Source organism: Streptomyces sp. NPDC002787 (assembly GCF_053592095.1).
This window is the reverse complement of record NZ_JBSFVC010000064.1, coordinates 1-25,749: the sequence shown is the minus strand read 5'-3', so window position 1 is coordinate 25,749 and position 25,749 is coordinate 1. Positions and strand designations below refer to the sequence as shown.

The window sequence follows — 25,749 nt, the reverse complement described above, 5'->3', positions numbered from 1 at the left end:
TCACGGAACTCCGGATCGAACTTCCGTCGCTTCTCCGCCATGACTCCCAACTTCCCCTGCAGTCACGGTCTTCACGCTACGAGGGGAGGGACAGGTGCCAGATGCCTCACCGGCATCCGGCACGGGGTCCCCTATGTGCATCGGTGGGTTCGATTAGAACCTGAAGACGTTTTGTAAGCCCAAGAGGACATCGAGGTGAGGTGTTGGCAGTCGGGGTGTTGCGGACCGTGCCGCTGGACGGTGAGCTGACCTCATCGCTGATCAACCGGGTGGCGGCCCGCTACCGCCTCCCGGCCAGCAGCGTGCTGCGGCTGTGGACGTGCCGCAACTCCGTCGCCCGCCACGACGGCGGTGGCATCCGGGCGGATGCAGAGATCATCCTCAACGAGGCCGGGCGGGAGTCGCTCGCCGAGCTGTGTGGGGTAAAGCGGGAGGTGCTGACGCACGCTCTGCCGGCGTTCGCTGTGGACGACCCCAAGATCAGCACCGGCCGGGAGGCCGGGGTGGTGCAGGCGCGGTGGAGGGTGGCGAGCACGGCGGCGGGTGTGGCTGCCTATGGCTGCCAGCCGTGCACCGCGCGGCGTACCGGGCAGGCGCTTCGGGCGGTGCGGTACGTGCCGCGGTGGCAGCGGGTCTGCCTGCGGCACGGGTTCTGGCTGCTGGACGCGGATGCCGACCAGCCGTTGGAGCACCTGGGGTTGCGCCTGTTGCCGGAGGTGGTGGCCGCGCAGCGGCGGTGGCGGGGTGTGGCGCGGCGTGCGGTGCGGGCCGGGGTGGAGCCGGAGCGGGCGTTCACGTTGGCGCATGCGGTGGTGGCCCGCTGGTGGGAGCAGGCCCTGTCCTGGGAGCAGGAGGTGATCTGGCCGCGCCGTTTGCACCAGTTGGCGGGCGGCGACGCGGGATCGCGGCTTGAGTGGTGGCGGATCGTGGGCCGGGACGCGGCGATCTTTCCGGAGGTAGTGGCCGTCGCGGACGCGTTGCTGGAGCCGGCCATGGTCGAGGTGGCCTGGCAGGTGAGCGGCGGGATGAAGCCTCGGGCGCGCAGGGCCGACGATGCGTTCTGTCACCGGCTGGGTGAGCGGGTGGGCCGCATCTGGCTGGGGCCCGAACTTGCGGCCGATCACGGTAGCCCGCTGAACGGCTGGAAGGGCGCGATCGTGCGTGCCCGCCGCCACGCGGCGGGGCCGCCGGGCTGGCGGGAGGATCCGTGGCACCTGAAGCGGGAGCAGCAGCCCGCCACGATGGCCGGCCAGCTGCGCGCCATGGCGGCAGAGCAGCAGGCGGGCGGCTCGGGTACCCGGTGGCGGGCCACCGTTCCTGCCGAACAACGGTTCCGCGTCTCGCAGTTGGTCGACGAGGCGCGCGAACAGCTGGTGGAGTTGCGCGGCGTGCACAGCGGCACCACCGCCGAGGTGGCCCGCACGCTGCTGGAGCACCTCAGTGAGAGTGCCGACCTGATCGACCAGGCCCTCGTGCATACGGCCGCCGCAGCCGTCGCCTCCGGGGTGGCGCTCAAGGAGGTGGCCCAGTGGTCCCGTCTGCCCGCCGAGGAGCTGGCCGCGGTGCTCGCCCTGGGTGAGGGCGAGGACTGACACAACGGCCTGCCATGGGAACGGGAAAGTGCGGGACTTCGCACTGACACCGGTGCCCGGTCGCGGCACCCTGGGTGCCGCGCGCAGCCCAACATCCGTCGGTTGCACCGATGTTGGTTACCGGCCGGTTCTCCTGCGCGGCAGGCCAGGTATGGCGTTGTGTGGAGTACGTGATCATCGACAGCAGCCAGGAGGCCGCATCGTCCGCGGTGCCCGGGGCCGGGTGCCGCATCCCCGAGCCGCACAGTACGGGTGGTGCTGTGCGACGTGAAGGCGCTACGGCTGTAGATGCCAGCCTGATCGATGTGCGCTTTCGAGACCCTCTGGGGTGCTCGCTTCAGGTCCGGTGGCTTGAGGCTGCGCAGGACGTCCCCTTCGAGGACTCTCCTGCGGTACGGCCTTTCCCCGTCCGGTACGGGCGGCGTGTGGCTCCGGGCTGGTGGTGGTCGTCGACGACCGGGCGGCTGGTGGCGTACGGGTCCGGTGTCATGCGGACCGAGCTGATGCTGTTGGACCGGGGTCCGGCGGTGGCGGCGCTGGCCTGCCGGCCGGTGGAACTGGTGTGGCGTGAGGACGGCAAGGCTGTCGGTCATGCGCCGCAGCTGATGGCCAGGCTGCAGGACGGCAGCGGCCTGTTGCTCGACTGCGCCGGACGCAGCGGGCCCTCTGCCCGGCTGGCGGCGCGGGCACGGGTTGTGGCGGCTGCCGCCGAGGCAGCGGGCTGGTCCTACCGGCTGGCGGGGCCGCCGGATCCGGTGCTGGTGGCCAACGTGCGGTGGCTGGCGGGATACCGGCATCCCCGGTACGCCGCAGGGCCGTGGGCGCCAGCTCTGCTGGAGGCCTTCGGTAGTCCGCGGCCGGCGGTGGAGGCGGTGCGTGAGCTGGGAGACCCGATCGCCGTGTGGCCCGCGGTCTTTCACGCACTGTGGAACGGTGTGCTGCGGGTGCGGCTGGACGAACCGCTGCACGAGCGCGTTGTTGTCTCGGTCGCACGGCAGAAGGCCGAAGCGGCGTGACGCAGGCGGTTGTCGAGGTCGGGGCGCGCCTTCGCTACGACGGACGGGTATGGACGCTCGCCGTGCTGGAAGGCGCCCGGGCCACGCTGGTGACCGACGAGGGCACCTCGGCGGTGGTCCTGCTGCCCTACCTGTTCGCTCATCCGTCCTTTGAGGTGGAAGGCGGACCGGCGCCGGGGAGGGTGCCGCCGTTCGGGCTGCTGGAGGCGCTGCCGGTTGAGGTGCGGGAGCGGGCTCTGGCGTGGGAGCGGCATGTGCGGGAGGTGGAGACCGGCTTTCCTGACGCCATCGGGCCAGGCGCCCCGCGTGAGCAGTTCGATCCGGCCACGCGGAGCCTGGCGCAGCGGGAGCGGGCGAAGGCCGAGGAGTTGACGGCGGCAGGCTGGGCGGCGAGTGCGGCGACGGTGCGCCGGATGCGGGCGCGCTACCGCAGCGAGGGCTTGTGGGGGCTGGTCGACGGCCGGGCGGTGCGGGAGCGATCGGCCCTGGGGCGGGCCGATGAGCGGGTGGTCTCGGCAGTCAGGAAGGTGCTGGAGGGACAACGGGAGCGGTCGACGGGCACGCTGGTGCGGCTGCGCCGCCGGGTGGGGTGGCTGCTGGAGGAGGAGTACGGCGCCGGGGCGGTGGCCCTGCCGCCGGCGTCGACGTTCAACCGGCTGGTGCACGCGGTGGCCGACGGCCAGGGCCTTCTGGGGACAGCCACACAGCGGCGCTGGCATGCGTCGCGGCCAGCACCTCCGTTCACGCCGACGGTGGCACTGCGCCCGGGTGAGCTGGCGATGCTGGACAGCACACCGCTGGATGTCCTGGCGGTGCTGGACGACGGTGTGACCGGCCGGGTTGAGCTGAGCATCGCGCTGGACGTGGCGACGCGCAGCATCTGCGCCGCGGTGCTGCGGCCGGTGGGCACGACGTCGGTGGATGCGGCGATGCTGCTGGCGCAGATGGTGGTGCCGGCCGCGATGCGGCCGGGCTGGGATGCGGCGCTGTCCATGCAGCGGTCGGTGATCCCGTATGAGCGGCTGATCGCGGTGGACGCACGGCTTGAGGGGGCGGCTGCCCGGCCGGTGATCATGCCGGAGACGGTAGTGGTGGACCAGGGCCGGGTGTATGTGTCGGCGTCGTTCATCTCCGCGTGCGAGAGCCTGGGGATCTCGGTGCAGCCGGTGCCGCCGGCGAACGGCCCGGCGAAGGGGAACGTGGAGCGGACCTTCCGCGCCATCGCCGACGGGTTCAGCCAGTACCTGCCCGGCCACACCGGCTCGGACGTCTCTCAGCGGGGCGCGGCCGCGGAGCAGGATGCCTGCTGGAGCCTGGCGCAGCTTCAGGAACTGCTGGACGAGTGGGTCATCTGCGGGTGGCAGGAGCGCCGGCACGAGGCGCTGCGGCACCCGGTGATGCCGCAGGTCGCCGTCTCACCCAACGAAATGTGGGCGGCGCTGGTGGCAGTGACGGGGCATGTACCGGTGCCCTTGGCCGCCGACGATTACGTCGAGCTGCTGCCTGTGCGGTGGCAGGCCGTCAACGACTACGGCATCCGCTTCGGCTACCGCACCTACGACCACCCCGGCCTCAATCCCTACCGGCGTCGCCGCTCACCGCGGGCGGACAAGAACGGACGGTGGGAGGTCCACCACAACCCCTACGACCCGAACCGGGTGTGGGTGCGCCTGCCCGAGGGATGGCTCGAGGTGCCGTGGGTCAACGCCGGGGCGGTCAGGCGCCCGTTCACCGCGTTCACCTTCGACCACGTCCGCCGCACCGTCCTGCGCCGGCATGGCCGTGAAGAGCACGAGGCGGCGATCGCCCAGGCACTGGATGCGCTGCTGCGCCGTGCCAGCCAGGGACTGGGCAGCAGGCGCGAGCGGACGGTAGCCGCCCGGGCCCAGGCGGCCGCGCAGATGACCGATCCCTCCCCCGCCACCACCGGGCAGCAGTGGCCTGCGCCTCTCGCGCCGGGGGCCTCGTTCGGGCTGCCCGGTTCCTTCACCGTCCCGCTTGAAGACGGCGACGGCTGGGACACCGACGACAGCCTGGACAACCTCGAGGACGACCCGGACGGCGAGGACTACCTTCTCGCCGCCCTCGCCGACGGCCCAGACGCCGCGGCAGACCACGCGGATGAGGCCGAAGCATCCGAGCCGACGGCCGAAACGGCCCGGGACCAGGCCGCTGAGCAGACGCCGGACGCCGCCGGGGCGGGCGGCATGCGCATCTACGACCCGTACCAGGAGGCCCAGGCATGGTGACAGCGGCCCAGCCCGCCACCACGAGCACGTTCAGTCCGCTGACCACGTGAGACGGGTGGCAGAAGTTCGTCGACACACCCCACGCACCGGCACGGGACGCCGGCGACCAGGAATGGACGCTGGAGCAACGGGAGGACTACCACGCACGGTTCGTGGTGCTGAAGACCCCCGCCATGGACACCATCTCCACCGCGGTACGCCGCCTGCTGCTGCTCAACCGCGGCCAGCAGGGCGGAGCCAGACGCGGCCTGATCATCTCCGGGCCTGCCACCACCGGGAAGACCACCGCGATGCAGCAGCTCGGGCGCACCGTCGAACTCGCCGACCGGCGCCGCCACCCCAACCAGGACGGGCGGCTGCCGGTGCTGTTCATCACCGTGCCGCCGTCCTCCACCCCGAAGATGCTCATCAGCGAGTTCGCCCGTTTCCTCGGCCTGCCCGCCCTGGAGAGGATGAACCAGATCCAGATCACCAACGCCGTGTGCGGGCTGCTGTGCGAGCTGGGCACCCAGCTGGTCCTGGTCGACGACGTACACCTGATGGACACCCGCAGCCGGGCCGGCGCCGAGACCTCCGACCAGCTGAAGTACCTCGGCGAGCGGATCCCGGCCACCTTCGTCTACTCCGGCATCGACGTCGAATCCTCGCCCCTGCTGACCGGAGTGCGCGGCTCCCAGCTCGCCGGCCGCTTCAAAATCGTGCGCAACCAGCCCCTGCGCTACGGCAGCGCAGCCGACAAGCAGATCTGGCACGACCTGGTACACAGCATGGACAGCGCCCTGCGACTGCGCCACCACCGGCCCGGCACCCTGCTCACGCACGCCGCCTACCTCCACGCCCGCACCGGCGGCCGCATGGGCAGCCTCTCCCACCTCATCCGCGAAGCCGCCCTCGTCTCCCTGCTGGACGGCACCGAGAAAATCACCAAGAAACTGCTCGAACAGATCGAACTCGACACCGCCGCCGAACAACGGGCCCGGGCACCACACCGCCGCCGGACGCCCTCGCAACGTCGGCCCTGACCGACGGCGTCCGCCTCAACCGTCCGCCCCGCCCCCCGTTTGGCCCACCCCCCGGCCGGCGCATCCGGGCCCGCCAGGAACGGCCTCTGCTGCCTCATGCACGACTTTCTTCCGCCCCAGCCGCAGCCGCCTCGGACAGCAGCGGCACGTCCGGGGCCGGTACGGCTCGCGCCAGTGCAGGGCGAGACGAACCTGTCGTACCTGGACCGCCTGGCCGACCGCTACCGGCTCAGCGTCAGAGACCTCATCCCCGCCCTCCTCCAGACCGGCGGAGGCCTGTTCAAGGGCTACCGCACAGACGGCGAGGTCTACCTCAACACCGAAGCCCGCGCCCGCATCTCCGCGTTCAGCCGCGTGCCCGAAGAGATCCTTGGGCGGGCCCTGCCCGCCTGGACCACCCAGGAACCCCTCTCGCCGGACGGGGCGGGCGCGGCCGGGCGGTTCCGCTTCGGGAGCGTAGTGCCAGCCGCAGGAGAAGGCTGCCGGCCGTGCACGGCCGCACGCACCGGACGGACCAAGCCCGCACGGGTGTACCTGAAACCGCACACCCGGATCTGCTCGCGCCACCAGCGGTGGATGCTCGGCACCCACTGGATCGACGGCGCGCCGGCCGACACCGAACAGGTCGACCTGACGGGACTGCCGGAGATGGTCACGGCGCACCGGCGGCATCTGGATCTGCTGCGCCATCGGCCGGACGCGGCCCGCGCGTTCGAGGTCGCGCATGCCGTGGTCGTCTCCTGGTGGGCGCAGCAGTGGCCCGAAGAAGAGCAGTGGCCGCACCGGGTACGCCAACTCACGCCCCAGGGGGCCGATCCCGGCTGGTGGCGGCTGCTGGTCAGGGACGCGGTCACCTACCCGGAGACCGTCGCCCTCACCTCCCTCCTCACCGACGAACGCGCCAGGCAGCGGCTGCTCGCCGACACCGGCGGGCATCTGCCCCACACGCTCGCTCACGTGCCTGGTCTGGTCGGCGAACTGGCGCGGGTCACGGGGCGGCCGTGGCTTGCCGAGCGGGTCGCCTCGACCTCGGCCGGTCCTTTGCTGCTCTGGGTGCAGCACTGCGCACGGGCCGACGCAGACCCAGCCGGCGCGGACCGGCTGTGGACACTGCACATGGCGCACCGGCCCCGGCCCATCGCCCGCGAACTCACCGCCTACCGCGACGCCGCTCACAACTTCGAGAGGGCAGAGGGCGGGACGCGGCTTCACCTGGGACTTCGGCACAGGTCGGATCAGGCGTTCACCACCGGTCTGGCGCACGCCCGTGCCTACGCCGCCGTCCACGGCCACCTCGCCGCCCCGATCCACAGCCGCTTCAACGGCTTCGCCCTGGGCCGGTGGCTGTCGAATCACCGGAAATTCCCTGCGATGCCGCCCGAACACGTCGCCGCGCTCGAGGCACTGGATCCGTGGTGGCGGCCGCCGTGGACAGTGATGTGGCAGCGCTTCTACTACCAGGCCCGCGACCACACCCGTGCCCGCGGTCCCCTGCGCCCCGAACACGGCTTCCCCACCACCAGCTTCGGCCTGGGCGAATGGCTCTACAACCAGTGCACCGGCTACGACACCCTGCACCCCGCACAACAGCGCCTCCTGGCCGACATCGGCCTCACCCCCGAGACCGCCCGAGCGGCCCGGCCCCGCCGCAAGCACATGGCCACCCACTTCCAGCGCGCCCTGGCCTGCGCACACACCTTCGTCGGCACCCACGGCACGCTGGTGACCGCGACCACCGATACCGTCCAGGACGGACTGAAGCTGGGACAGTGGCTGTCCAACCAGCGCAGCAAGGACCGCGCCTACCAGCACCGCCACGGCACCCCCTCACCCCGGGCGCTGGCGCTGTCGGCGATCGACCCCTGGTGGAACCCGCCCTGGACCCTGGAATGGCAGCGTTCCTGGCACCAGGCACGCACCCACGTCCAAGACGGTCACGTCCTGGACGCCGCGTCCGGGTTCCCCGGCACCAGCAGCGCGCTGGCCACGTGGCTGACCACCCAGTGCGCCCAGTACGACACCCTCCAGCCCGACCAGCAGGACCTCCTCGCCCACATCGGGCTGACCGCAGACCGGGCTCGCGGCGCTGCCGCACGGCCCGCCGAGCGCGAGACCGACGTTGCTGTCGGCCTCGGCTACGCGCGCTCCTACCACTCCACACACGGCACCCTCGCCGCCGCGATCAGTACCGTCCACGACGGGTTCGAACTGGGGCGGTGGCTGCGCCGGCAACGCCAGCACGCCCGAACCGACGCCGACAGGGGCGCGCCTCAGTCTGCTGCGGCGAAGGCGCTGACCGCCGTGGATCCGTGGTGGTGTCCGCCCTGGAGCCTGGCGTGGCAGCGCGCCTGGCAGCACATCCACGACCAGATCAAGGCAGGCCATCACCTCGACGCCGACCACCACTTCCGCAGCTTCGCCCCCGCCCAGCGCACCTGGCTACGCACACAACGCAACCACTACGACGACCTCCACCCCGACCAACAGAGCCTCCTCGCCGACATCGGCCTCACCAGCGAAACCGCCCGCACCCGGCCCCTCAACCCCTACGCCGAAACCGCGCTCGCGCACGCCCGCGCCTACGCCGCCGCCCACCACACCCTGGCCGTGGCCTACTCCACCATCCACGACGGTTTCCCCCTCGGCCGCTGGCTCAACGACCAACGCCAACAAGCCCGACGCGACACCACCACAAACGCCCGCCACCAGGCCCTCACCACGATCGACCCGTGGTGGAACCCACCCTGGGACCTGGCGTGGCAGCGCGCCTACACCCGCGCCCGCACCACACAAAGCCGCCCCACCGGCTTGCCGGCCGACGTACGAAGCTGGATCAGAGCACAACACGCCGCCTGGGATGGTCTACGCCCCCAACAGCAGAAACTCCTGACCAACCTGGACATCACCCCCGAAGCCGTCGGCCGCCGCCGGACCAGCCGCGTCTACCCCACAAGCCCCGGACTCGCCCACGCCCGCGCCTACGCCGCCCTGAACCGCCACCTCGCCTGCAGCAAAGACACCCGCCACGACGGTTTCGCGCTGGGCGACTGGCTGACACAAAAACGCCGCGCCGCCCGACAAGGCCGCCTCTCCCCCACCACCACCCAGGTCCTCGAAAACCTCGACCCCTGGTGGAACCCACCCTGGCCCCACACCTGGCAACGCACCTACCACCAAGCCAAGCTGCACCACCACACCGGCCAGGACCACTCCCCCACCCTCCAGCGATGGACCGAGCAGCAACGCACCCACTGGAACACCCTCCACCCCACCCAACAGGAGCTCCTCACCACCATCGGCATCCACCCCGGATAGAACCAACAACACCACCACTGTCAGACCCATACGGAACAATCCCGCCATGGGAGATTCCCTCGCGACACAGTTCCTGAGCGCGGACCTCGAAACGGCCTGCCCCGCCTGCGGCTACCTGATGTGGGTCCGCTACTCAGAGATCGTGGCCCAGACCGCCGTGACCTGCCCCTGCTGCTACACCCACATCTGGCTGGTCGACGAGACCGGCAGCGCGCAGAACGCGGGCGACGCCGTCCAGCAGCAGATCGCACAAGCTCTGAAAGGCCTCTTCCGGTGAAGTACCAGCAGCGCCTCCAGGTCGCCGTACGCGAACGCCTGCGCAAACTCATGACCGCGCCCTACTCCAGCGCCAGCCACGAAGTCCACCTCGCCGTCACCTGGATCAACAGCCAACCAGCCCTCAAAGGCCTCCTCGAAGAGGCGTCCCGGGCAGAGCCAGGTGTAGACCGGGAGCGATTCCGCACCGGACTGACCCGCAGCGGCCGGTTCGTCTGGCCCAGCCGAACCGAACAAGGGCGAGCCGCTCTCATCTGGGAGCTGATGCAGGACATCGCTTCCAAGGAAGCGAGCAACCCCGACGTCGGGCTGCGGACCGCGATCGGTTACAGCATGCAAAAACGCCATCAGGACAGTTGGCGAGAGTTCGCCGAGGACATCCTGCAGCCCCTGTTCGACTTTCTCAGCGAACGCGTCGGCGCCGAAAGCAGCATCCTGCACACCCTCGAGCGCTACCGCACCCGCATCGAGTGGTTCGACCGCGAAGAGCTCTACACCCGCTTCGACGCCGACCGCACCAACGGCGAAGAGGTCTACAACCTCGACCTGCAGCGCTTCCTCTTCCTCGAAGGCGACCACATCACCCACGCCAAGCCCCGCTCAGCTTCTGGCGAAGCCGACCTCATCGGCGACCTCGACGGCCGCGACCCCCTCGTCTGCGACGGCAAGATCTTCGACGGCAAGAGCCGTAGCAAGAGCTACCTCGCCAAAGGCGTGCACCAAGTCATCAAGTACGCCCACGACTACGGGCAGCACACCGCCTACCTCGTCATCTACAACATCACCGACAAGCTCCTCGAACTCCCCACCGACGGCACCCCCGGAGCCTGGCCCCCCTACACCGAAATCTCCGGCGTCCGCGTCTACTTCATCCACGTCCGCGTCCTGCCACCCACCACCACCGCCAGCAAAGCCGGCAAAGCCTCCCGCGTCACCCTCACCAAGGAGAACCTCACCAACCCGGACGCCGCCTGACGTCCGACTCAGCAGGTACAGAATCCATGCCTCAGCCATTTCGACGGGGAGCACTGTGAACAGCCGGGACCGCATCCCGTACTTCCGCTGGCAGCGCCACTTGCCGCGCCTCATACAGGACCGGAGCGCAGGCCTGATGATGGCCGCGGCGGCGGTCATCGCCCTCTCGTTCAGCGTCATCGGCGGTCTCGCTGAGCTGTCCAGCCCATCATCAGACCCGTGCCAGCGGGCCCGCGACATCGCCGATGACGCCCGCCCCGCCGACGGAAGGGTCGACTCCGGCATCGAGCGCGAGCAAGCCATCGAACCAGCAGGCGACTGGCTCGACGCCGCGACCGAATGCCGACAGCGCGGCGGTGACCCGGGCCCCGGGTTTTAGCCCGACACCACAAACGATCACCTGACGCCGCACCACACGACACCTCAAGTAGCCGCCCAGAGAAACTGCACTGCGCTCGATCAACCTGTGTACAAGCAGGTCAGACAGTCGATGTCCTCCGCCCAACCCCACACTCCGAGCACCCCAGCCACCACAAGAGCACCCAGAAGAAATGAGAAACCGCAGTGCACACGCACAACAACAGCGCAGAAAGACCGGGCGACGACATTGCCGTACGAGACGGTGGGGCCTGCGGCGGCGTACGCGCCGCTAGGCGATCCAGGGGTTCATCGAGCAGCAGGCACCACCTGATTACCGACGCCACCGGCATCCCGCTCGCGGTCACCCTGACCGGCGGCAACCGCAACGACATCACCCAGCTCATCCCTCTGCTTCAAGCGGCAAGCGCGGTCGACCGCGCCGCCGCCCGGACGTCGTACTCGGAGACCGTGGTTACGGGCAGCACGTCGGGCGGGCTGCGGCGTGTCCCACCCACGGACGGCACCGGACCGAACCGCGTCAGGCGAGCTGCGAGGCCGAGGTCCCCAGGAAATCCCTGCGCAACGACATGCCGGACCGGCCGTCACCGCCGGTCCTGACCGCCAGCACCTGGTTGACGCCCATCGTGTTGTTCTCGAACCCGACCGCCGAGGCAGCCATGTACAGGCGCCACACCCTCGCCCGCCCGGGCGAGGTCAGCTTGACCGCCTCGTCCCAGCGCGCTTCAAGGTTGGCAACCCACTCACGTAGTGTGAGGGCGTAGTGCTCGCGCAGGGACTCGACGTCACGCACCTCGAAACCCGCTTCCTCGAGCAGCGACACGGTGGAGCCGACCGGAGCCAGCTCGCCGTCGGGGAAGACGTACCTGTCGATGAAGGGGTCCATTCGATACTTCCCTTCGTCCCGCACAGGGCGCCGCGATATCTGGTGGTTGAGCAACCGCCCGCCGGCCTTCAGCAGTCGGTGCAGGATGTCCGCGTACGCGCGGTACCGCTTCCCGCCCACGTGCTCGGCCATACCGATCGAGGAGATCGCGTCGAAGGGGGAGTCGTCGATCTGCCGGTAGTCCTGCACCCTGATCTCCACCAGGTCCTCAAGCCCCGCAGCGGCGACACGCTCGCGAGCCAACGCCGCCTGCTCGCCCGAGATGGTGACCCCTACGACCTGTACGCCGTAGCGTTCGGCCGCGTGCATGGCCAGCGAGCCCCAGCCACAGCCCACGTCCAGCAGCCGCTGCCCCTCGCGCAGGGCGAGCTTGCGGCAGACCAGGTCCAGTTTGGCCGCCTGCGCCTGCTCCAGGGTGTCGTCGGATCCGGAGGACGGGTCACCATGCCAGTAGGCGCAGGAGTAGACGAGCGAGGGGCCCAGCACCAGGGCGTAGAAGTCGTTGCCCACGTCGTAATGGTGACTGATGGCCGCCTTGTCACGGCGCAGGCTGTGCGCGGGACCGCGACGGCGCACCACCTCTTCGGCGGGCGGTGCCGGCGGGAGCCCGATCCCCGCGAGGCCGAGCGTTCGACTCACCGTACGCAGGCTGGCGGGTGTGGTCAGCACGCTCAGCGCTTGGCGGAGCGCCGCGGTGCGGCTGCCGTGCTCGTCCCGTTCCCACAGCAGGATCGAGATTCGCCTCAGCAGCTCGTATAGGTCGCCGTCGACTTCGAGGTCTCCGGCCACCCACGCGCGCGCGAGCCCCAGCTCGCCGGGCCGCCACAGCAGACGCCGCAGGGCCTCACGGTCGCGCAGGACAAAAGCCGGCCCGTCTTTGGGACCGGCCGTGCTGCCGTCCCAGAGGCGGATTCCCACGGGCAGGGGGGAACCCAGCACCTGTTCACTGAAACGGGCCAGAACCGCTGCGGCTGCTTCGGTCATGTGAAACCTCTCAGTTCAAAACGCGGGCCTTCTCCACCGGCCCCACATCGGTCAGCAGTTGGTCGGCGTAGGAGCGGGGGATAGGGAACACCCTTGTGTGACCGTGCCCATAGCGCTGTGCCTTGCGCAGCAGGGCGAGCCCGCCCTCCGGGCTGCCCGGTCGTCCAAAGCCGGGCAGCAGGCCGCCCGCGACATCGCAGGCGGCCTGCTGTCGTGCGGGATCTATTGACTGACCGTCAGCTCTCGTTGTCCGTACGGCGCCTGCGCGCGAAGTAGACCGCGGCGCTGCCGGCCGCCACGACGGCGAGACCTGCACCCGCGAGGACGGGGGTGCTGCTGGACGCACCGGTTTCGGCGAGGTCTCCGTTCGTGGACGGCTCGTTCGCCCCCGTGTCGCTGCCGGTGCCGTTGTCGCCGCCCGTGCTGGTGCCGGGCTCGGGCGTGGCCGAGTCGTCAGGGGTGGGGGTCGGGGACGGACTCGCATCGGGCACGTCGGTGTCGGCGAGCTGCGCCGCGAAGGCGCCGGCGATCAGCTTGTGGCCGTCGGCGTTGGGGTGGGGGTCCTTCTTCGTGCACGCCCAGGTCAGCTGGCAGATCTTGGCCACGTTGGCCGGCACCTCACCCACGCCGGGCACGTTGACCTGGGTGGTGAAGTCGTCCGAGGAGAAGGTCCCGGCCAGGTCCGCCACCTTGAAGCCGGTGGGCTTGTACACCTGGGTGATGCCCGTGTTGGCGGCCTCGACCAGGGGTGCCGACTCCTTGGCGGCCTGCTGACCGGAGGCGCCGAGCAGCCAGGTCGCCAGGAACGGGTTGTAGTACGTCGAGCCCATGAACTGGGTGTTCTTCGTGCCCGCCTTGCGGAGCGTGCCCGCGATCTGGGCGATGTTCTTCGCCATGCTCTGGCTGGTGCTGTTCAGGCAGGCCCCGTCGAGAGTGCCGGCCGGGCTGACGCATCCCTGGAGGATGTCGTTGGCGCCCACGCTGAGAGTCACGTAAGCGACCTTGCCGTGGTGCTGGGCCATGGCCTGCAGGGCGGCGTCCAGTTGGGACTTGGCGTGCGGGTAGTCGCACTTTCCGCCCTTGATCAGGGACTCGGTGGTGTCACCGGTGCAGCCCAGGCGTATGTGCTTCAGCCCGGGGGTGCGCTGCTTGAGCTGCGCGTAGAGCTGGTCGGTGTAGGCGAGGTCGGTGTCCTTGTCGACCTCCGGCTGGTAGCCGGTGGCCAGGGAGTCGCCGAGCGAGATGTAGTACGTGGCGTCCTTGGCGCCGGTGTCCTCGGCGGCGGTGGCAAGTCCGGGCGTGCCCAGCACGATCGTCGTGGCTGCGATGGCAAGCCGGGGGCCGACACTCTGAAGGGGTCTCATCACTTGTGTGTGCGCTTTCCAGTTTTTTGGGGGGTGCATGCCCGAAGGCGTGGCGTGAAGCGAGGCTGGGTGCGGCGGAACTCAGCCGATACGGTTTCCGGGCACCAGAAGAAGGCCTTGGTGAAGGCGCGGGGGGATTCATGCCTCCGTGAGCTGCGGGATCTGCCCGACTTCACATCGGAGGCATGGTCGTCAATTTAGCAAGGTGGTTACCGACTTGGCTATGGCAGACCGACAAAGTGATGGTCGCTACGACGCGTGTAACCATCAGAAATGTCCGACCGAGCGGAAACTAGTCACCCGACTCGCCGGTAGCCACTCGTTGAGTGATCGACTAGGTGTCGAATGCATCTCGCGGCAGCCCGTCCACCCGCAGGACTGCCGGGGTGGGCTGGTGTTAAGCGCAACATTCGACCTGATTGTTCGACGGGTCGAATGCCGTCGATTACGGAATGAAGATGCCGGGATCGAAGTTTGTCAGTCTGCCGACCTGGCCGCGGAGAAAGCCTAGGCCGCATCGAAATCCAGCGTGTCGTCAACTGCCCTTCGGCCGGGTGCAGGGCTTCGGCATTGTCGTGTGAGCCCGGTTCATGGCGGTCTGTCAGCTCGGTGGTACCCGGAACGAGGCAGGCACGGGTTTCCAAGATCATAGTTCTCTACGCCCCGTGATCCGAGTGGAAGACCGTGCCTGTGGACGCATCATCGCTGATCCCGCGTGCCTTGACCAGCTCTGCAAGCATCCCGAGGTCGTATCCGACGAGGTCCCGCGCCTGCTGCAGCGGCTGGCCGAGGTGCCCGACCCACGAGACCCGCGCGGTGTACGGCACACCCTGGTTGCCGTGCTCGCGCCTGACCGCGTGCGCGGTCCTTGCGGGGGTGAGGGCGAGGCTTGGTAAAGGGCTACTGCCCGTCGGCTACGACGTCCCAGTGCTCGATGATCTTTCCGTCGACCACGCGGAAGAGGTCCACGACGACGTAGTCGGAGCTGAAGACCCACACCAGGTCCCCGTCGGCGAGTGTCTTGCCGAACCGGGTTCCGCTTCCGGTGCTGCTGGGCGAGGGGGCGTCCTGCGTGTTCTGCTGGAAAAACCGCTTCAGCGGGGCCGTTCCGTTCGGGGCGATCGGGTTGTGCTGGTAGTACCGAGAATCCCAGCTCGTGTCGATCACGGACGCGTCACCGTCGGAGAGCTTGCGGTACGCGTCAACGGCGAACTTCCGGTTCTTCTCCTCCTGCTTCTCGGACAGGTCCGGTTTCCCGTTCGGGTACCGGTACACGTCGCTGAACAGCGAGTTCCCGCTGGCCGTCTTCTTCGGCACGGTCTGCGTGATGCCCCAGTGCTCGACCAGCTTGCCGTTGTCGACCCGGAACAGGTCGGCCTTGGCCAGGCCGGTCGCCTCGTTCGTCGGAGTGGCCGACGCGTGCCAGTGCACGGCCACCAGGTCACCGTCGGCGGCCACGTGCTTGACGGTCGCCACCGCACCGGGAATCTCCGCCTTGACGTCCTCGAACTGCTTGACCTGCCCTTCGGCCCCACCGGGAACCGCCTTGTCGTGCTGCACGTAGTCGGTCGCGACGAGTTCCTTCACGACGTCGGTCTTGTCCTTGTTGAACGCCTCCGAGTACAGGCGCAGAACGAGCTCCTTGTTCCGCTCCTCGGAGGCCGATGCCGAGCGGGCCGCGGCGGACGTCGACGACGACGGGGCGGCCGGGTCGGTGCCGGACGTGCTGCTGCAGGCGGTCGCGAAGCAGGCCACCGCAGCGAGCCAGGGCAGAGTCTTCCGGTATCTCACTTGAATCTCCTATGTACGGTCAGTTCGGTTCTAGTGGGGGGCCACCGGGGTGCCGGCGGCGCGGATCGTGTGGGTGTCGCAGCGCACCTCGCCGCCCGAAGACGTGGTGGGTACGCCAGTCGTCGCCGTAGCGCATCGCCTGCCGGCCTTGGCGTACGCCCAGGTCACCGCCTCGGTGAGGATGTCCTTTGTCGCTGATGACCCTGCGCGCAGTTCGGCGGTCGCAGTCAGTGCGCACAGTTGTCCAACGCTGCGTCGGGGCGGATGCCCGAGGTGCCGGACACCCGCTGCCACTCGCGTCATGCGACTTACTGCGTGACCTTCTCGATGGTCACGTCGCCCACACCCAAGGTCATGCCGCATCCGTTACGCGCGGACTGTGATCCCGGACGAGATCACGGCTGCGCAGCGGCCGCTCCGGCCCCTCGATCATTCCCAGCGGTCGGCCCCTACGGTGGGTAACCAGAGCCTGCCGGCCCCACTGTGGCGACTTGTGTTCCTGCGACACGCGGTGTGCGAATGACTGAGCACACGGTCGGCGGGCGCTCTCGCCCGGTCGGAATGGCCGGCAGTCAGCCCTTGCCTGCCAATTCGATCAGCTCGGCGGCGAAGGCGATGGCTCCGTCGACGCTGTGGACGGCGTACATGGAGTCGATCATGAAGTGATCGATGCTGGTGCGCTCATGGACCGCCTTGAGAGCATCCGCGACCTGCTGTGAGGAGGTGTCCGGGTCGATGTTGACCCGCAGGACCGCATCGATCGCGGACGGATCCCGGCCAGCCTCTTGGGCCAGCCGGTCGATGACCGCCCGCTGGGCCACCAGACCGTCGATGTCCAGGTAACTCGGCACGACGCACAACGGCAGCCAGCCGTCCCCGCGTTCGGCGACCCGCCGCAGTGCCCGCTCTGACAGTGCGCCCAGGTAGAACGGCGGTCGTGGGCGCCGTGCCGGCTTGAGCGGAGAGTGGTGCAAGGGAACCGAGATCGACTCACCCTGGTATGCGGCCGGGTCGGTGGTCCAGATGGCTTCCAGAGCGTCAAGCAGTTCGTTCATCCTGGCTCCACGGCGGGTGAAGTCCCCGCCCGCGGCTTCGTACTCCTCGGGCGACCAGCCGATGCCGAATCCAGGCAGCAGACGACCACCGCTTATTAGGTCGATGCTGGTCAGCGACCTGGCCAGTTGCACTGGCGGATACAGGGGGGCGATGAGTACGTGCGCTCCGAGGAGCACGCGCTCGGTGGCACTCGCGGCGATACCCAGGAGCACGAAGGGGTCGGCGGCCGGGTTCAGTTCGGCCGGGATGGTGTTGCCTTGCCCGCCATAACCGACCTTCGGGTTGACAGCGGCGAGGTTGCGGTCGCCAACCCACAGACTGGCAGCCCCTGCATTCTCGACCTTCCGGGCGAACTCGGCGGTCCGGGCGATGCCCAGGGCCTGCTTGTGGAACTGCGGGAGCGCGAAACCGATCTTCATGGTTGTTCTTTCTCAAGTGGAGGGAGGCGACTTCGCCAGAGCAAGGATGTGCGCCATCCGGAACGTGTCGGTCTATGCGGGTCAGTGCCCTTGGCAGCAGGACTTACCCGATGTCCGGCCGGCGCCCTGCGCGCCGATGCGCTGCGCCGCCTCGACTCGGGCCCGTCCCGTATCGGATCCGGCGTCGTGGACACCCGTCCGGAGACCAGGGTGTACTGGACCCTGTGGCGCGGATCTCCATCACGGGCACCTTGGTGATGTCCCGGTCGAGGACGATCAGATCCGCCCGCTTGCCCGGACAGACGGTTCCCGAGTTCCCGTCGTGCAACTGGTGCGCCGCGCCCGCGGTGTGCAGTGCCACCCGCACCTCGACGACGAGCTGGACACGACCGGTTCGTTGGCTACGAGAACACCGCTCGTAGCCAACGAACCGGGTCGGCTCTGCGTATCAGCCGATCGGAAAGCAGTGGACACGCAAGCAGGGATCCGACGCCGCCACGTTGACCGTCTCGGCTGGGGCAGCCAGAAGAACGGCACCGGCCGCGGCGGCGACCAGGAATGCACTTACGATGCCGCGGAAAGCCCTCTTCTTCATTGCTCACCTTTCCTTCACAGATTGACCGCATTCCGGGCTTGGTGGACATGCTCACTTTCCGCAGCACTGTTCAAGGCGTCAGGCAGGTGCCCTCTCCCGACCCAGCGGCGGCACCCCGAATGTTGAGTGGTTAACCTCTTAACCACAAGCTCGTACGAAACTGTTGAGGTGCTGATCGGCGCCGCCCGCAGAATCGGTGTCAGCAGGTCTGGCGGAGGTAGCCGTCCGCACCCTCGGAAACGGCATGGTGGTCGCGTCGGGCGATGTTCAGCGGCCCGCCCCGGCAGAACGCCTTCGACAAACACTTCGCGGTTGAGCGGGAGACCGACCGCCGACCTGTCCCACTCACGTCGGTCCGCCTGCAGCGGCAACATTCTCATCGGCGTGCGCGATGTCGACCACCGGCCGCACCCGCGCCCACACCGCCGCGGCCGCCGCCCGCGCCCGCGCTCCGCCAGTCGGTCGATGACGTCGGCGCCGTAGGCCCGGGTCGCTGAGGTCCGCCATCGCCCGAGGGAGCGGGCCACCTACGCGCTGGCCTGCCAGGCCGCCGACCAGACGCGCCCGCCGAAGCGCACGGAGCTGCTGTCGCTGACCGAGCTGCGCAAGCCCGCGATCTCCATGACGGGCCGACGGCCGGGCGTCACCTCGCGCGGCTCCCACGCCCACCCGAGCCGGGCGGACACCTCCTCCATGAAGTAGAGGAGATAGAGGGTGTCGGCCGCGATTAAACTGGGTGGGCCAAGGAGGTAGCTGCTGGCGGTTGAGGGCGTCGAAGTTCTCGGCGAAGCCGTGGGTTGCGCGCAGGGCGCGGAAGCGGGCGCTGATCTCGTCCGTGAGGCGGTGGTGGCCTGTGAGGGCTCCCTGCTGTGGCCGGGAGCCCTCATCGGGGAAGGGACGCGGGTCAGCGCATGCCCTGCAGGCGCCAGATCTGGTTCTTCTTGGTGTTCAGCGCGCTCGCCGGGTCGCAGGGCCACTGGTGGATCTTCGCTCCGGCCGCGGTGGAGATCTCGCTGACGTCGACGCACTTGCCGCTGTGGACGGCGGCCAGCTGGTAGTCCTTGCTGTTGCCGAGCGCGGTGACGGGCTTGAGGGTGAACATCTGGTTCGTGGAGCCGTTGCAGGTGTACTGGCTGACGGCGGCACCGTCAGCCGTGGACGCGTTTGCCACGTCCAGGCACTTGCCGCTGTGCTCGTTGACGATGGTGTAGGTGTCCGCCCGCCCGGCGACCGGCTTGAAGTCCAGCATCTGCTGGTAACCGCCCTCGCAGTAGTACTGCTGGTACTGCATGCCGTTGGTAACCGCCCTCGCAGTAGTACTGCTGGTACTGCATGCCGTTGGCCGTGGACAGGTTCGTGTCGTCCAGGCACTGACCACTGTGCTGGGCCACCGCGACGGTGGAGACGGTCGTGTTCGACGGCGCCAGCAGCGTCACGGTGTAGCCGTCCTTGGAGTCCGTCCACGGGACCGTGACCGAGGCGGAGTCGTTGCTCACGGTCAGGGTCTGGTCGGAGACCGTCACCGGGCCGCTCACGGCGCCGCCGTTGTTGTTGGGGATACGCTGCACGACGGCGCGGACCCGGCTGTTCTCCACCACGCTCGTGGTGTCGAGGCGGTTGAGTTTGACCGTGACGTTGCCCGTGTTGCCGTTGCTGCCCAGCAGGATCTTGGCGTTCCTGGCGGTGTTGTCCTTCGTCGCCAGCCCGTCGGTGTTGGTGCCGGGGATGAAGTTGACGATGTTGCCGGTCTGGGAGCCGTAGTAGCGGTAGAGGAACCACTCACCCAGCGGCAGGTACTGGCCGGCGCTGTTCTTGGTGAGCAGCTTCGCCTGGAGGTCGTGCAGGCCGGCCCCCATGGTCCAGTTCGCCCGCAGCCCGTCCGCGCCAGCCCGCTCCAGACGGGAGATGTACCAGCCGCCACGGCCCGGGGTCTGCTCGTCGGGGTTGGCGTACTCATTGATTTGGAACGGGCGGCTGGTGGTCATGGAACGAGCGGCCAGCTTGGCCCGGACGGCGTTCGCCTCGGTGACGGGGTCGCCGGGCAGGGAGTGCCAGCTGTAGATGTCCGGCTCGACGTTGTTGGCCTTGACGTAGTCCAAGAACGCGTCCCACCAGCCGGATGCGGCTCCGGCCGGGCTGCGGTAGTTGCTGGGGCCGACGATCACCGCGTTCGGGATGGCGGCGCGGATCTTCTGGTATGACCGCTTCCACATCGCGAGGTACTGGGCCTGGGGGCGTCCCCAGAACGGGCTGTTGTCCGGCTCGTTCCAGATGTCCCACTGGACGATCATGTTGTTGGCCTTGACGTCCGCGATGAGCCGGTCGAGGAAGCTGTCGAACAGCGTCCAGTCGCCGTTGTCACCCGGCCAGCCCTGACTGGTCGTGCTGTCGGCGCCCCACAGGTCGTGCGGCAGGAGGACGAAGGTCCCGCCCAGCGACTTGGTTCGGTTGTACTGGGCCAGCGTGGAGTTCCACCGGGTCTGGTAGTGCGCCAGGCTCGTGCCGTAGCCCCCGCTGTTGAGCTGGGCGCCGCCGGCCCGCATGAACTTCCACTTGATGTCCTTGTAGAAGTGGTCCTGCGGCAGCGAACCGTCCGGGGTCATTCCGTAGATCGTCCCCGATGCACCGTACGCGGGGGCGCCCCCTGCGGTGGCGAAGTCGACGGCGACGGTGGTGTCGGCGGCCTGGGCCGGCGTGCCGGGCAGGACGACGGCGGCGACCGACGCCAGCAGGGCTGCGAGCGCGGTGACCGTGCGCGGGTGGGCTCCCGTCCGGGCGGGGCTGCTCGTGCCTCCGGATCGGGGAAGGGGGCGGGGTACGTGGCGCATGGCGGGTCTCCCGGGGAGGGGCGGTGTTGCCTGGGCGGGGCGCCCAGGGGGTCGGTCAGCCGCTGGTGTGTGCGGCGGGTGCGGGTGCGGTGGGGCGCAGTTCGTGGGCTTCGGCGAGGAGGAGGTAGGCGGCGGCGGTCCAGGTGTAGGCGCGGTCGCGCAGGCCGGTGCCGGTGAGGGCGTCGAAGTTCTCGGCGAAGCCGTGGGTCTCGCAGAGGGCGCGGAAGCGGGTGCTGATCTCGTCCGCGAGGCGGTGGTGGCCGGCCCGGCGCAGCCCGTCCTCGACGGGGACGGTGGTGGGGGCCCAGATCGGGCCGCGCCAGTAGCCGTCGGGGAGGTAGTGCGGCGAGTCGGGCTGTTCGGTGGCCAGGCCGTGGGGGGTGAGGTGGTTCTCGATCCGTTCGGCCAGGGTCTTGCCGATGTGTTCGGGCAGGTGTTCGCCCAGGGCTATCGGCATCAGGTCCAGCAGGCTGGAGCTGTCCCAGGTCTGAGAGGTGTCGACGCCGCGGGCCACGAACCGGTCGCCCTTCCATAGTTCGTCGAGCATCGCGGTCTGGGTCGTCTCGGCGGTACGCATCCAGCGCCGGGCTTCGTCGGGCCGGTCCAGTTCGTCGGCCAGTGAGGCGAGTTCGTGGAGCTGGAGGGTGAGGAAGGCGGCCAGGTCGGCGGTGACGACGACGCGTGCGGGGTCGAAGGTGGTGGCGTTGTCCCAGCCGCTGTCGTTGCCGTGCTGGTAGTGGGGCAGGGCGGCGCCGGGTGCGCGGCGGGCGGTGAGCCAGAAGTCGGTCCAGCGGGCCAGCCGGTCGTAGGCCTCGGTGAGTCGTGTGTGGGTGAGGGGTTCGGGGAGGCGTCGGCGGAGCCGGCCGAGGGCGCTGTCACGTTGGCTGTTGGCCTGGGATGATCTTTGGGTTGGTCATGCTGGAGGGGTGGTTCGTGGGGAGTACGCCGCCGTCGTACAAGGGTCATCGGTACCAGGTCGAGGTCATCTCCCACTGCGTATGGCTGTATCACCGCTTCCCGCTCAGCTTCCGCGAAGTCGAAGAGCTCATGCTCGAACGCGGGATCGTCGTCTCCTACGAGACGATCCGCCGCTGGTGCGGCAAGTTCGGGCAGACCTACGCCAACGCGCTGCGCCGCAGGCAGCCACGGCCCGGTGACAAGTGGCACCTGGACGAGGTCTTCATCAAGATCAACGGGCGGTTGCAGTACCTGTGGCGGGCCGTCGACCAGGACGGGACGGTACTGGACATCCTCGTACAGAGCCGCCGGAACAAGGCCGCGGCCAGGCGCTTCTTCCGCAGGCTCCTCAAGAAGACCCGCACGGTGCCCAGGGTGATCATCACCGACAAGCTCCGCTCCTACGGAGCGGCCCACCGCGAGGTCATGCCCTCCGCCGAGCACCGCTCACACAAGGGCCTGAACAACCGGGCCGAGAACAGCCACCAGCCCACCAGGCAACGCGAACGGGCGATGAAAGGCTTCCGCTCCGTGGGCGGAGCACAGCGGTTCCTGTCCGCGTTCAGCGGCATCTCGCCCCACTTCCGGCCCCGCCGCCATCTGATCCCCGCATCCCGCTATCGAGCCGAGATGACCGTCCGCTTCGCGATCTGGGAACAGATCACCGGAGCCGCCGGCCTCGCCGCCGCGGCCTGAGCACTCAGCCGGAGCCCGACTCCACCACACCCAAGCACACCGTCAGACACCCCCACACCCAACAACGTGACAACCCCCGTCGGACAGTTCCTGTTCCCCGTCCGCCCCGTCGCTGCCAGGGCCGGCGGCGCTGGGCGCGGAGGCAGGCGCGTCCGGGCTTTCCGCGGGCGGCGGCGCGGCGGGACGGGTGAGGGGCTCGGCGAGGCGGCGCAGGTGGCCCAGGACGGCCGGCAGGTCACCGCCGGTGCGCCACACGACGCTCAGCAGAACCGGCCACGCCCGGCCGGCGAACTCTGCCGCATCGGGGACAGGTGAGCCGGCGGGAGCGGGCAGGGCCCGGCTCAGCGCGAGAGCAGCGAGGACGGCCGGGCCTCCGGGGAACGCGTCAGGGCGGCGCGCGGCGGTCGCGGTGGCGGCGGCCGCTAGCGGGTCGGCCGCGGACGTCAGCTCCAGCAGGTCCTCAAGGGCGCGACGGTGTGATGGCGCGGCGCCGGGCGGGCGACTGTACGCGGGTCGGGCGGCCCGGCCGGCTTGCGGCGGTGCAGCGCGGCCAGCAGCGGCGCGAAGCCGGTGAGCAGCGGCGCAGGCAGGACTGGCGACCAGGCCCACAACCGCAGCCAGGAGGCGAGCGGCGCGGTCCGGCCGCCAGCCTGGTCGGAGTCGGGGTCGGGGTCGGGGTCGGCGGGCAGGGCCCGGTCGACCTCGTCGGAGGAAGGGGCCGGGCCGAGTGCGGCGCGCGCTGTCGTGTGAGGGCTCAGAACATAGTTGACGTGATGTTCTCGGGACACCCTTGACAGTTTCTGATGGAGTTTCAGATGCTTCGCGTGTGACTCAGGAGGCAGAGAGCCAGCAGCAGGGCGACTGGTTGGTCGAGCAGAGGTACCGGGCGGTGCTGGAAGTGCTCGACGGTTCGCCGGTCACGGAGGTCGCCCAGCGGTACGGGGTCTCCCGGCAGTCGGTCTACACGTGGAAGGGAAAGTACGCCGCGGGTGGCTTCGAAGGTTTGCGGGAGGCATCGCGTCGGCCCCAGACGAGTCCGACCAGGCTGCCGGCCGACGTGGAGGCCTTGGTCTGCGAGATGCGGCGGTCCCATCCGCGCTGGGGAGCCCGACGGATCGCCTTCGAGATCATACGGACCGGAGCTGAGTCCGCTCCGTCGCGGGCCACTGTCCACAGGGTCCTGACCCGCAACGGACTCGTTCGACCGCAGGAACAGCAGCATCGGCGTAAGTACAAGCGGTGGCAGCGCGAGACGCCGATGCACCTGTGGCAGCTCGACCTGGTCGGCGGGATCTACCTCGCCGACGGGCGCGAGTGCAAAATGCTCACAGCGATCGACGACCACTCACGCTTCATCGTGGTCGCCGAGGTGCTCGCGGTGCCCTCCGGGAGGGCGGTCGCCGACGCGTTCGTGCGGGCCATGCGGGTCCATGGGCTGCCAGCCGAGGTACTCACGGACAACGGCAAGCAGTTCACCGGCCGCTACACCCGGCCCCGGCCCGCGGAGGTGCTGTTCGAGCGGGTCTGCCGGGAGAACGGAATCGGCGCCAAGCTGACCAAGCCGTACTCACCTACCACCACCGGCAAGATCGAACGCTGGCACCGGACTCTGCGCAGAGAACTGCTCGACGACTGCGGGCCGTTCGCGTCCCTCGCGGCAGCCCAGGCCGCCATCGCGGAGTGGGTCCACACCTACAACCACCTCCGCCCGCACCAGGCCCTCGACATGGCCACACCGGCCAGCCTGTTCCGCCCCAACCCGCAGCCCGAGCCGGTCAAGGTCGTCCCGGCCCAGCGGTCCGAGTCCGTGCCGGTCCCCGCCGAGTCGGCCCCTCCTGCACTGGTGCTGGCGCCATCGGTCGGCGCGGTCGAGTTCGACACCGTGCTCCCCGCCAGCGGCCAGGTCAGCATCATTCCCTCCGTCCAGCGCATCCGCCTGGGCGCCGGGCGGGCGGGCCTGCGAGCTCGTATTTGGGTCGATGAGGACACCGTCCACGTCCTCGTGAACGGCGAGGTGGTGAAGACCGTGCCGTCCAACCTCGACGCCGGGCACCTGCACCAGCTCAAGCTCCGCGGCGCCCGGCCGGCAGGACCACCACCCGCTCTCCCGGCCGTCGACCGGGTGGGCGGCCTCCCCTCGCACCAGGCGCTCGAAGTCGAACGCACCGTGGATCCGAACGGCTGGATCAACTTGGCTGGGCAGCGGGTGAAGATCGGCTCCGAACTCGCCACCCGGCGGATCACCGTGCGACTCGACGGGCACCTCCTTCACGCGGTGCACGACGGTCTGCTGGCCAAAACCGTGCCGTCGCCGTTCACGGCTGGAGAGCGCCCACGGCTCGTCGGTGCCCGCGTCGCTGCGACGCAGCTTCCGCCGGCCCCGGCCGCGGTCAGTGTTGAGCGCAAGGTCCCGACCGACGGCGTCGTGATGGTGGCCCGCCAGCGCCTGCGCGTCGGACGCACCTATGCGGGCCGGATCGTCACTATCTACGTCGAGGACACCCACTTCCGCGTCACCTACGAAGGCGCCGAGATCTCGCTGCACGCCCGCAAGGACCAGCACCCGGTGACTCGCTGGAAGGCCAAGATCCATGCGCCGAAACTCTGAGCACGCCAAGACTGCGTGTTCTACGTTGATCGACATGAGCGCGTTGGGACGGGGCTACCGCTATGTCGGGCCTCACCATGTGATCGCTGCCGTCAAGGCAGCGGACGGTGGCGCCACGATCCGCACAGCCGCCGACTTCGCGGACTGGGTGGCAGCCCAGACCGCCGAGGAACTGGACGAGCCCTTCACCTTCGTCGTCGGCACGGACGGTGCTCTGCGGTTGGCCCCACGCCGCAGCGAACACGTCGCCTGCGCGGGCGGCGATCGGGTGCTGAGCGCTGGCGAAATCAGCTTCTACCCCGAGGCCGGACGCTGGGCGGTGAACGAGGTCAGCAACCAGTCGACCGGCTACTGCCCGGACGTTTCCTCATGGCTGGCTGTCGCACAGGCACTGGATCAAGCCGACCTCGACCATCCGGACTGCTTCACACACGCAGTGGCCTTCCGTCGGTGTCCCACCTGCCGGGAGCACAACATCGTGCGAGAAGGCCACTTCGTCTGCGTCTTCTGCGACGCAGACCTACCCCGGCGATGGAACGTCGATCCGAACGTGGACGACTCAGACGGGCCCTGATCTCGTCCACCACGGTGCTGCCACCAGCTCGATCGACCGGCTTCGGGCCTCGGCTGCCCGGCCATGTCCAGTAAGAGGTCCTAACAAAGGCGTTGGACGTGTCGGTGGGTGATGAGACAGGTGGCGATGCCGAGGAAGGCTTCATGGATGTCGTCGCGTCGTTCCCAG

19 protein-coding genes and 2 pseudogenes are annotated in these 25,749 nt (G+C 69.3%); 12 read left to right on the top strand and 9 right to left on the bottom strand.

The features are described 5' to 3' along the window. Positions 1-203 precede the first annotated feature (203 nt). The 9 genes and pseudogenes from ACWD26_RS42920 to ACWD26_RS42880 form a co-directional block, all read left to right on the top strand. Positions 204-1,592: a DNA-binding protein gene (locus tag ACWD26_RS42920; RefSeq protein WP_451279010.1), complete on the top strand. Its 1,389-nt coding sequence runs from the start codon at positions 204-206 to the stop codon at positions 1,590-1,592. 110 nt (positions 1,593-1,702) lie between these two features. Next, positions 1,703-2,608: a TnsA-like heteromeric transposase endonuclease subunit gene (locus ACWD26_RS42915; RefSeq protein WP_451279008.1), complete on the top strand. Its 906-nt coding sequence runs from the start codon at positions 1,703-1,705 to the stop codon at positions 2,606-2,608. An 89-nt stretch (positions 2,609-2,697) separates the two neighbouring features. Continuing rightward, complete coding sequence (locus ACWD26_RS42910) at positions 2,698-4,857, top strand: transposase (protein ID WP_451279006.1); 2,160 nt, start codon at positions 2,698-2,700, stop codon at positions 4,855-4,857. A 119-nt stretch (positions 4,858-4,976) separates the two neighbouring features. Then, positions 4,977-5,879, top strand: a complete 903-nt coding sequence (locus ACWD26_RS42905) for a TniB family NTP-binding protein (protein ID WP_451279015.1) — start codon at positions 4,977-4,979, stop codon at positions 5,877-5,879. Positions 5,880-6,053: 174 nt separating this feature from the next. Next, on the top strand, positions 6,054-9,194 hold the full coding sequence (locus tag ACWD26_RS42900) for a helicase associated domain-containing protein (protein WP_451279004.1): 3,141 nt from the start codon (positions 6,054-6,056) through the stop codon (positions 9,192-9,194). A 46-nt stretch (positions 9,195-9,240) separates the two neighbouring features. Then, positions 9,241-9,471, top strand: a complete 231-nt coding sequence (locus tag ACWD26_RS42895) for a hypothetical protein (RefSeq protein ID WP_225664238.1) — start codon at positions 9,241-9,243, stop codon at positions 9,469-9,471. After that, entirely contained in the window at positions 9,468-10,445 is a 978-nt protein-coding gene (locus ACWD26_RS42890) for a hypothetical protein (protein WP_451279002.1), read from the top strand. Before ACWD26_RS42895 ends, ACWD26_RS42890 begins: the two co-directional genes overlap by 4 nt. A gap of 55 nt (positions 10,446-10,500) precedes the next feature. Then, a complete protein-coding gene (locus ACWD26_RS42885) occupies positions 10,501-10,824 on the top strand; it encodes a hypothetical protein (protein ID WP_142270619.1) in 324 nt (107 codons plus the stop codon). Positions 10,825-11,105: 281 nt separating this feature from the next. Further along, a pseudogene (locus tag ACWD26_RS42880) lies at positions 11,106-11,299 on the top strand (transposase); the annotation flags it as partial. Between the two features lie 44 nt (positions 11,300-11,343). On the opposite strand, the gene ACWD26_RS42875 reads toward ACWD26_RS42880, so the two are convergent. The 8 genes and pseudogenes from ACWD26_RS42875 to ACWD26_RS42840 all read right to left on the bottom strand — a co-directional run. Then, positions 11,344-12,693, bottom strand: a complete 1,350-nt coding sequence (locus ACWD26_RS42875) for a class I SAM-dependent methyltransferase (protein ID WP_451279000.1) — start codon at positions 12,691-12,693, stop codon at positions 11,344-11,346. Positions 12,694-12,929: 236 nt separating this feature from the next. Then, the gene (locus ACWD26_RS42870) at positions 12,930-14,057 is read right to left on the bottom strand and encodes a GDSL-type esterase/lipase family protein (protein ID WP_451278998.1); all 1,128 of its coding nucleotides are present in this window, start codon (positions 14,055-14,057) and stop codon (positions 12,930-12,932) included. A gap of 900 nt (positions 14,058-14,957) precedes the next feature. Then, positions 14,958-15,848 (bottom strand): nuclear transport factor 2 family protein, encoded by an 891-nt coding sequence (locus ACWD26_RS42865; RefSeq protein WP_451278996.1) that lies wholly within the window; start codon positions 15,846-15,848, stop codon positions 14,958-14,960. Positions 15,849-16,420: 572 nt separating this feature from the next. Then, complete coding sequence (locus ACWD26_RS42860) at positions 16,421-17,323, bottom strand: TIGR03619 family F420-dependent LLM class oxidoreductase (RefSeq protein ID WP_451278994.1); 903 nt, start codon at positions 17,321-17,323, stop codon at positions 16,421-16,423. A gap of 1,122 nt (positions 17,324-18,445) precedes the next feature. Beyond that, positions 18,446-18,613 carry a hypothetical protein gene (locus ACWD26_RS42855; RefSeq protein ID WP_451278992.1) on the bottom strand — a complete coding sequence of 56 codons (168 nt, stop codon included), beginning with the start codon at positions 18,611-18,613 and terminating at the stop codon, positions 18,446-18,448. Positions 18,614-18,822: 209 nt separating this feature from the next. Continuing rightward, entirely contained in the window at positions 18,823-19,167 is a 345-nt protein-coding gene (locus ACWD26_RS42850; protein WP_451278991.1) for an RICIN domain-containing protein, read from the bottom strand. Continuing rightward, entirely contained in the window at positions 19,067-20,746 is a 1,680-nt protein-coding gene (locus ACWD26_RS42845) for a beta-xylosidase (protein ID WP_451278989.1), read from the bottom strand. The genes ACWD26_RS42850 and ACWD26_RS42845 overlap by 101 nt, the downstream gene beginning before the upstream one ends. 55 nt (positions 20,747-20,801) lie before the next feature. After that, positions 20,802-21,614 (bottom strand): annotated as a pseudogene (locus ACWD26_RS42840) (MGH1-like glycoside hydrolase domain-containing protein); the annotation flags it as partial. 47 nt (positions 21,615-21,661) lie between these two features. Between ACWD26_RS42840 and ACWD26_RS42835 the strand changes: the two are divergent. Further along, positions 21,662-22,399: an IS6 family transposase gene (locus ACWD26_RS42835; protein WP_451279013.1), complete on the top strand. Its 738-nt coding sequence runs from the start codon at positions 21,662-21,664 to the stop codon at positions 22,397-22,399. 443 nt (positions 22,400-22,842) lie between these two features. Here ACWD26_RS42835 and ACWD26_RS42830 read toward each other — a convergent pair whose 3' ends face one another. Continuing rightward, positions 22,843-23,187 carry a hypothetical protein gene (locus ACWD26_RS42830; protein ID WP_451278987.1) on the bottom strand — a complete coding sequence of 115 codons (345 nt, stop codon included), beginning with the start codon at positions 23,185-23,187 and terminating at the stop codon, positions 22,843-22,845. A 38-nt stretch (positions 23,188-23,225) separates the two neighbouring features. On the opposite strand from ACWD26_RS42830, the gene ACWD26_RS42825 reads away from it, so the two are divergent. Further along, a complete protein-coding gene (locus tag ACWD26_RS42825; RefSeq protein WP_451278985.1) occupies positions 23,226-25,007 on the top strand; it encodes an IS481 family transposase in 1,782 nt (593 codons plus the stop codon). A 34-nt stretch (positions 25,008-25,041) separates the two neighbouring features. Then, entirely contained in the window at positions 25,042-25,581 is a 540-nt protein-coding gene (locus ACWD26_RS42820) for a hypothetical protein (protein WP_451279012.1), read from the top strand. Positions 25,582-25,749 lie beyond the last annotated feature (168 nt).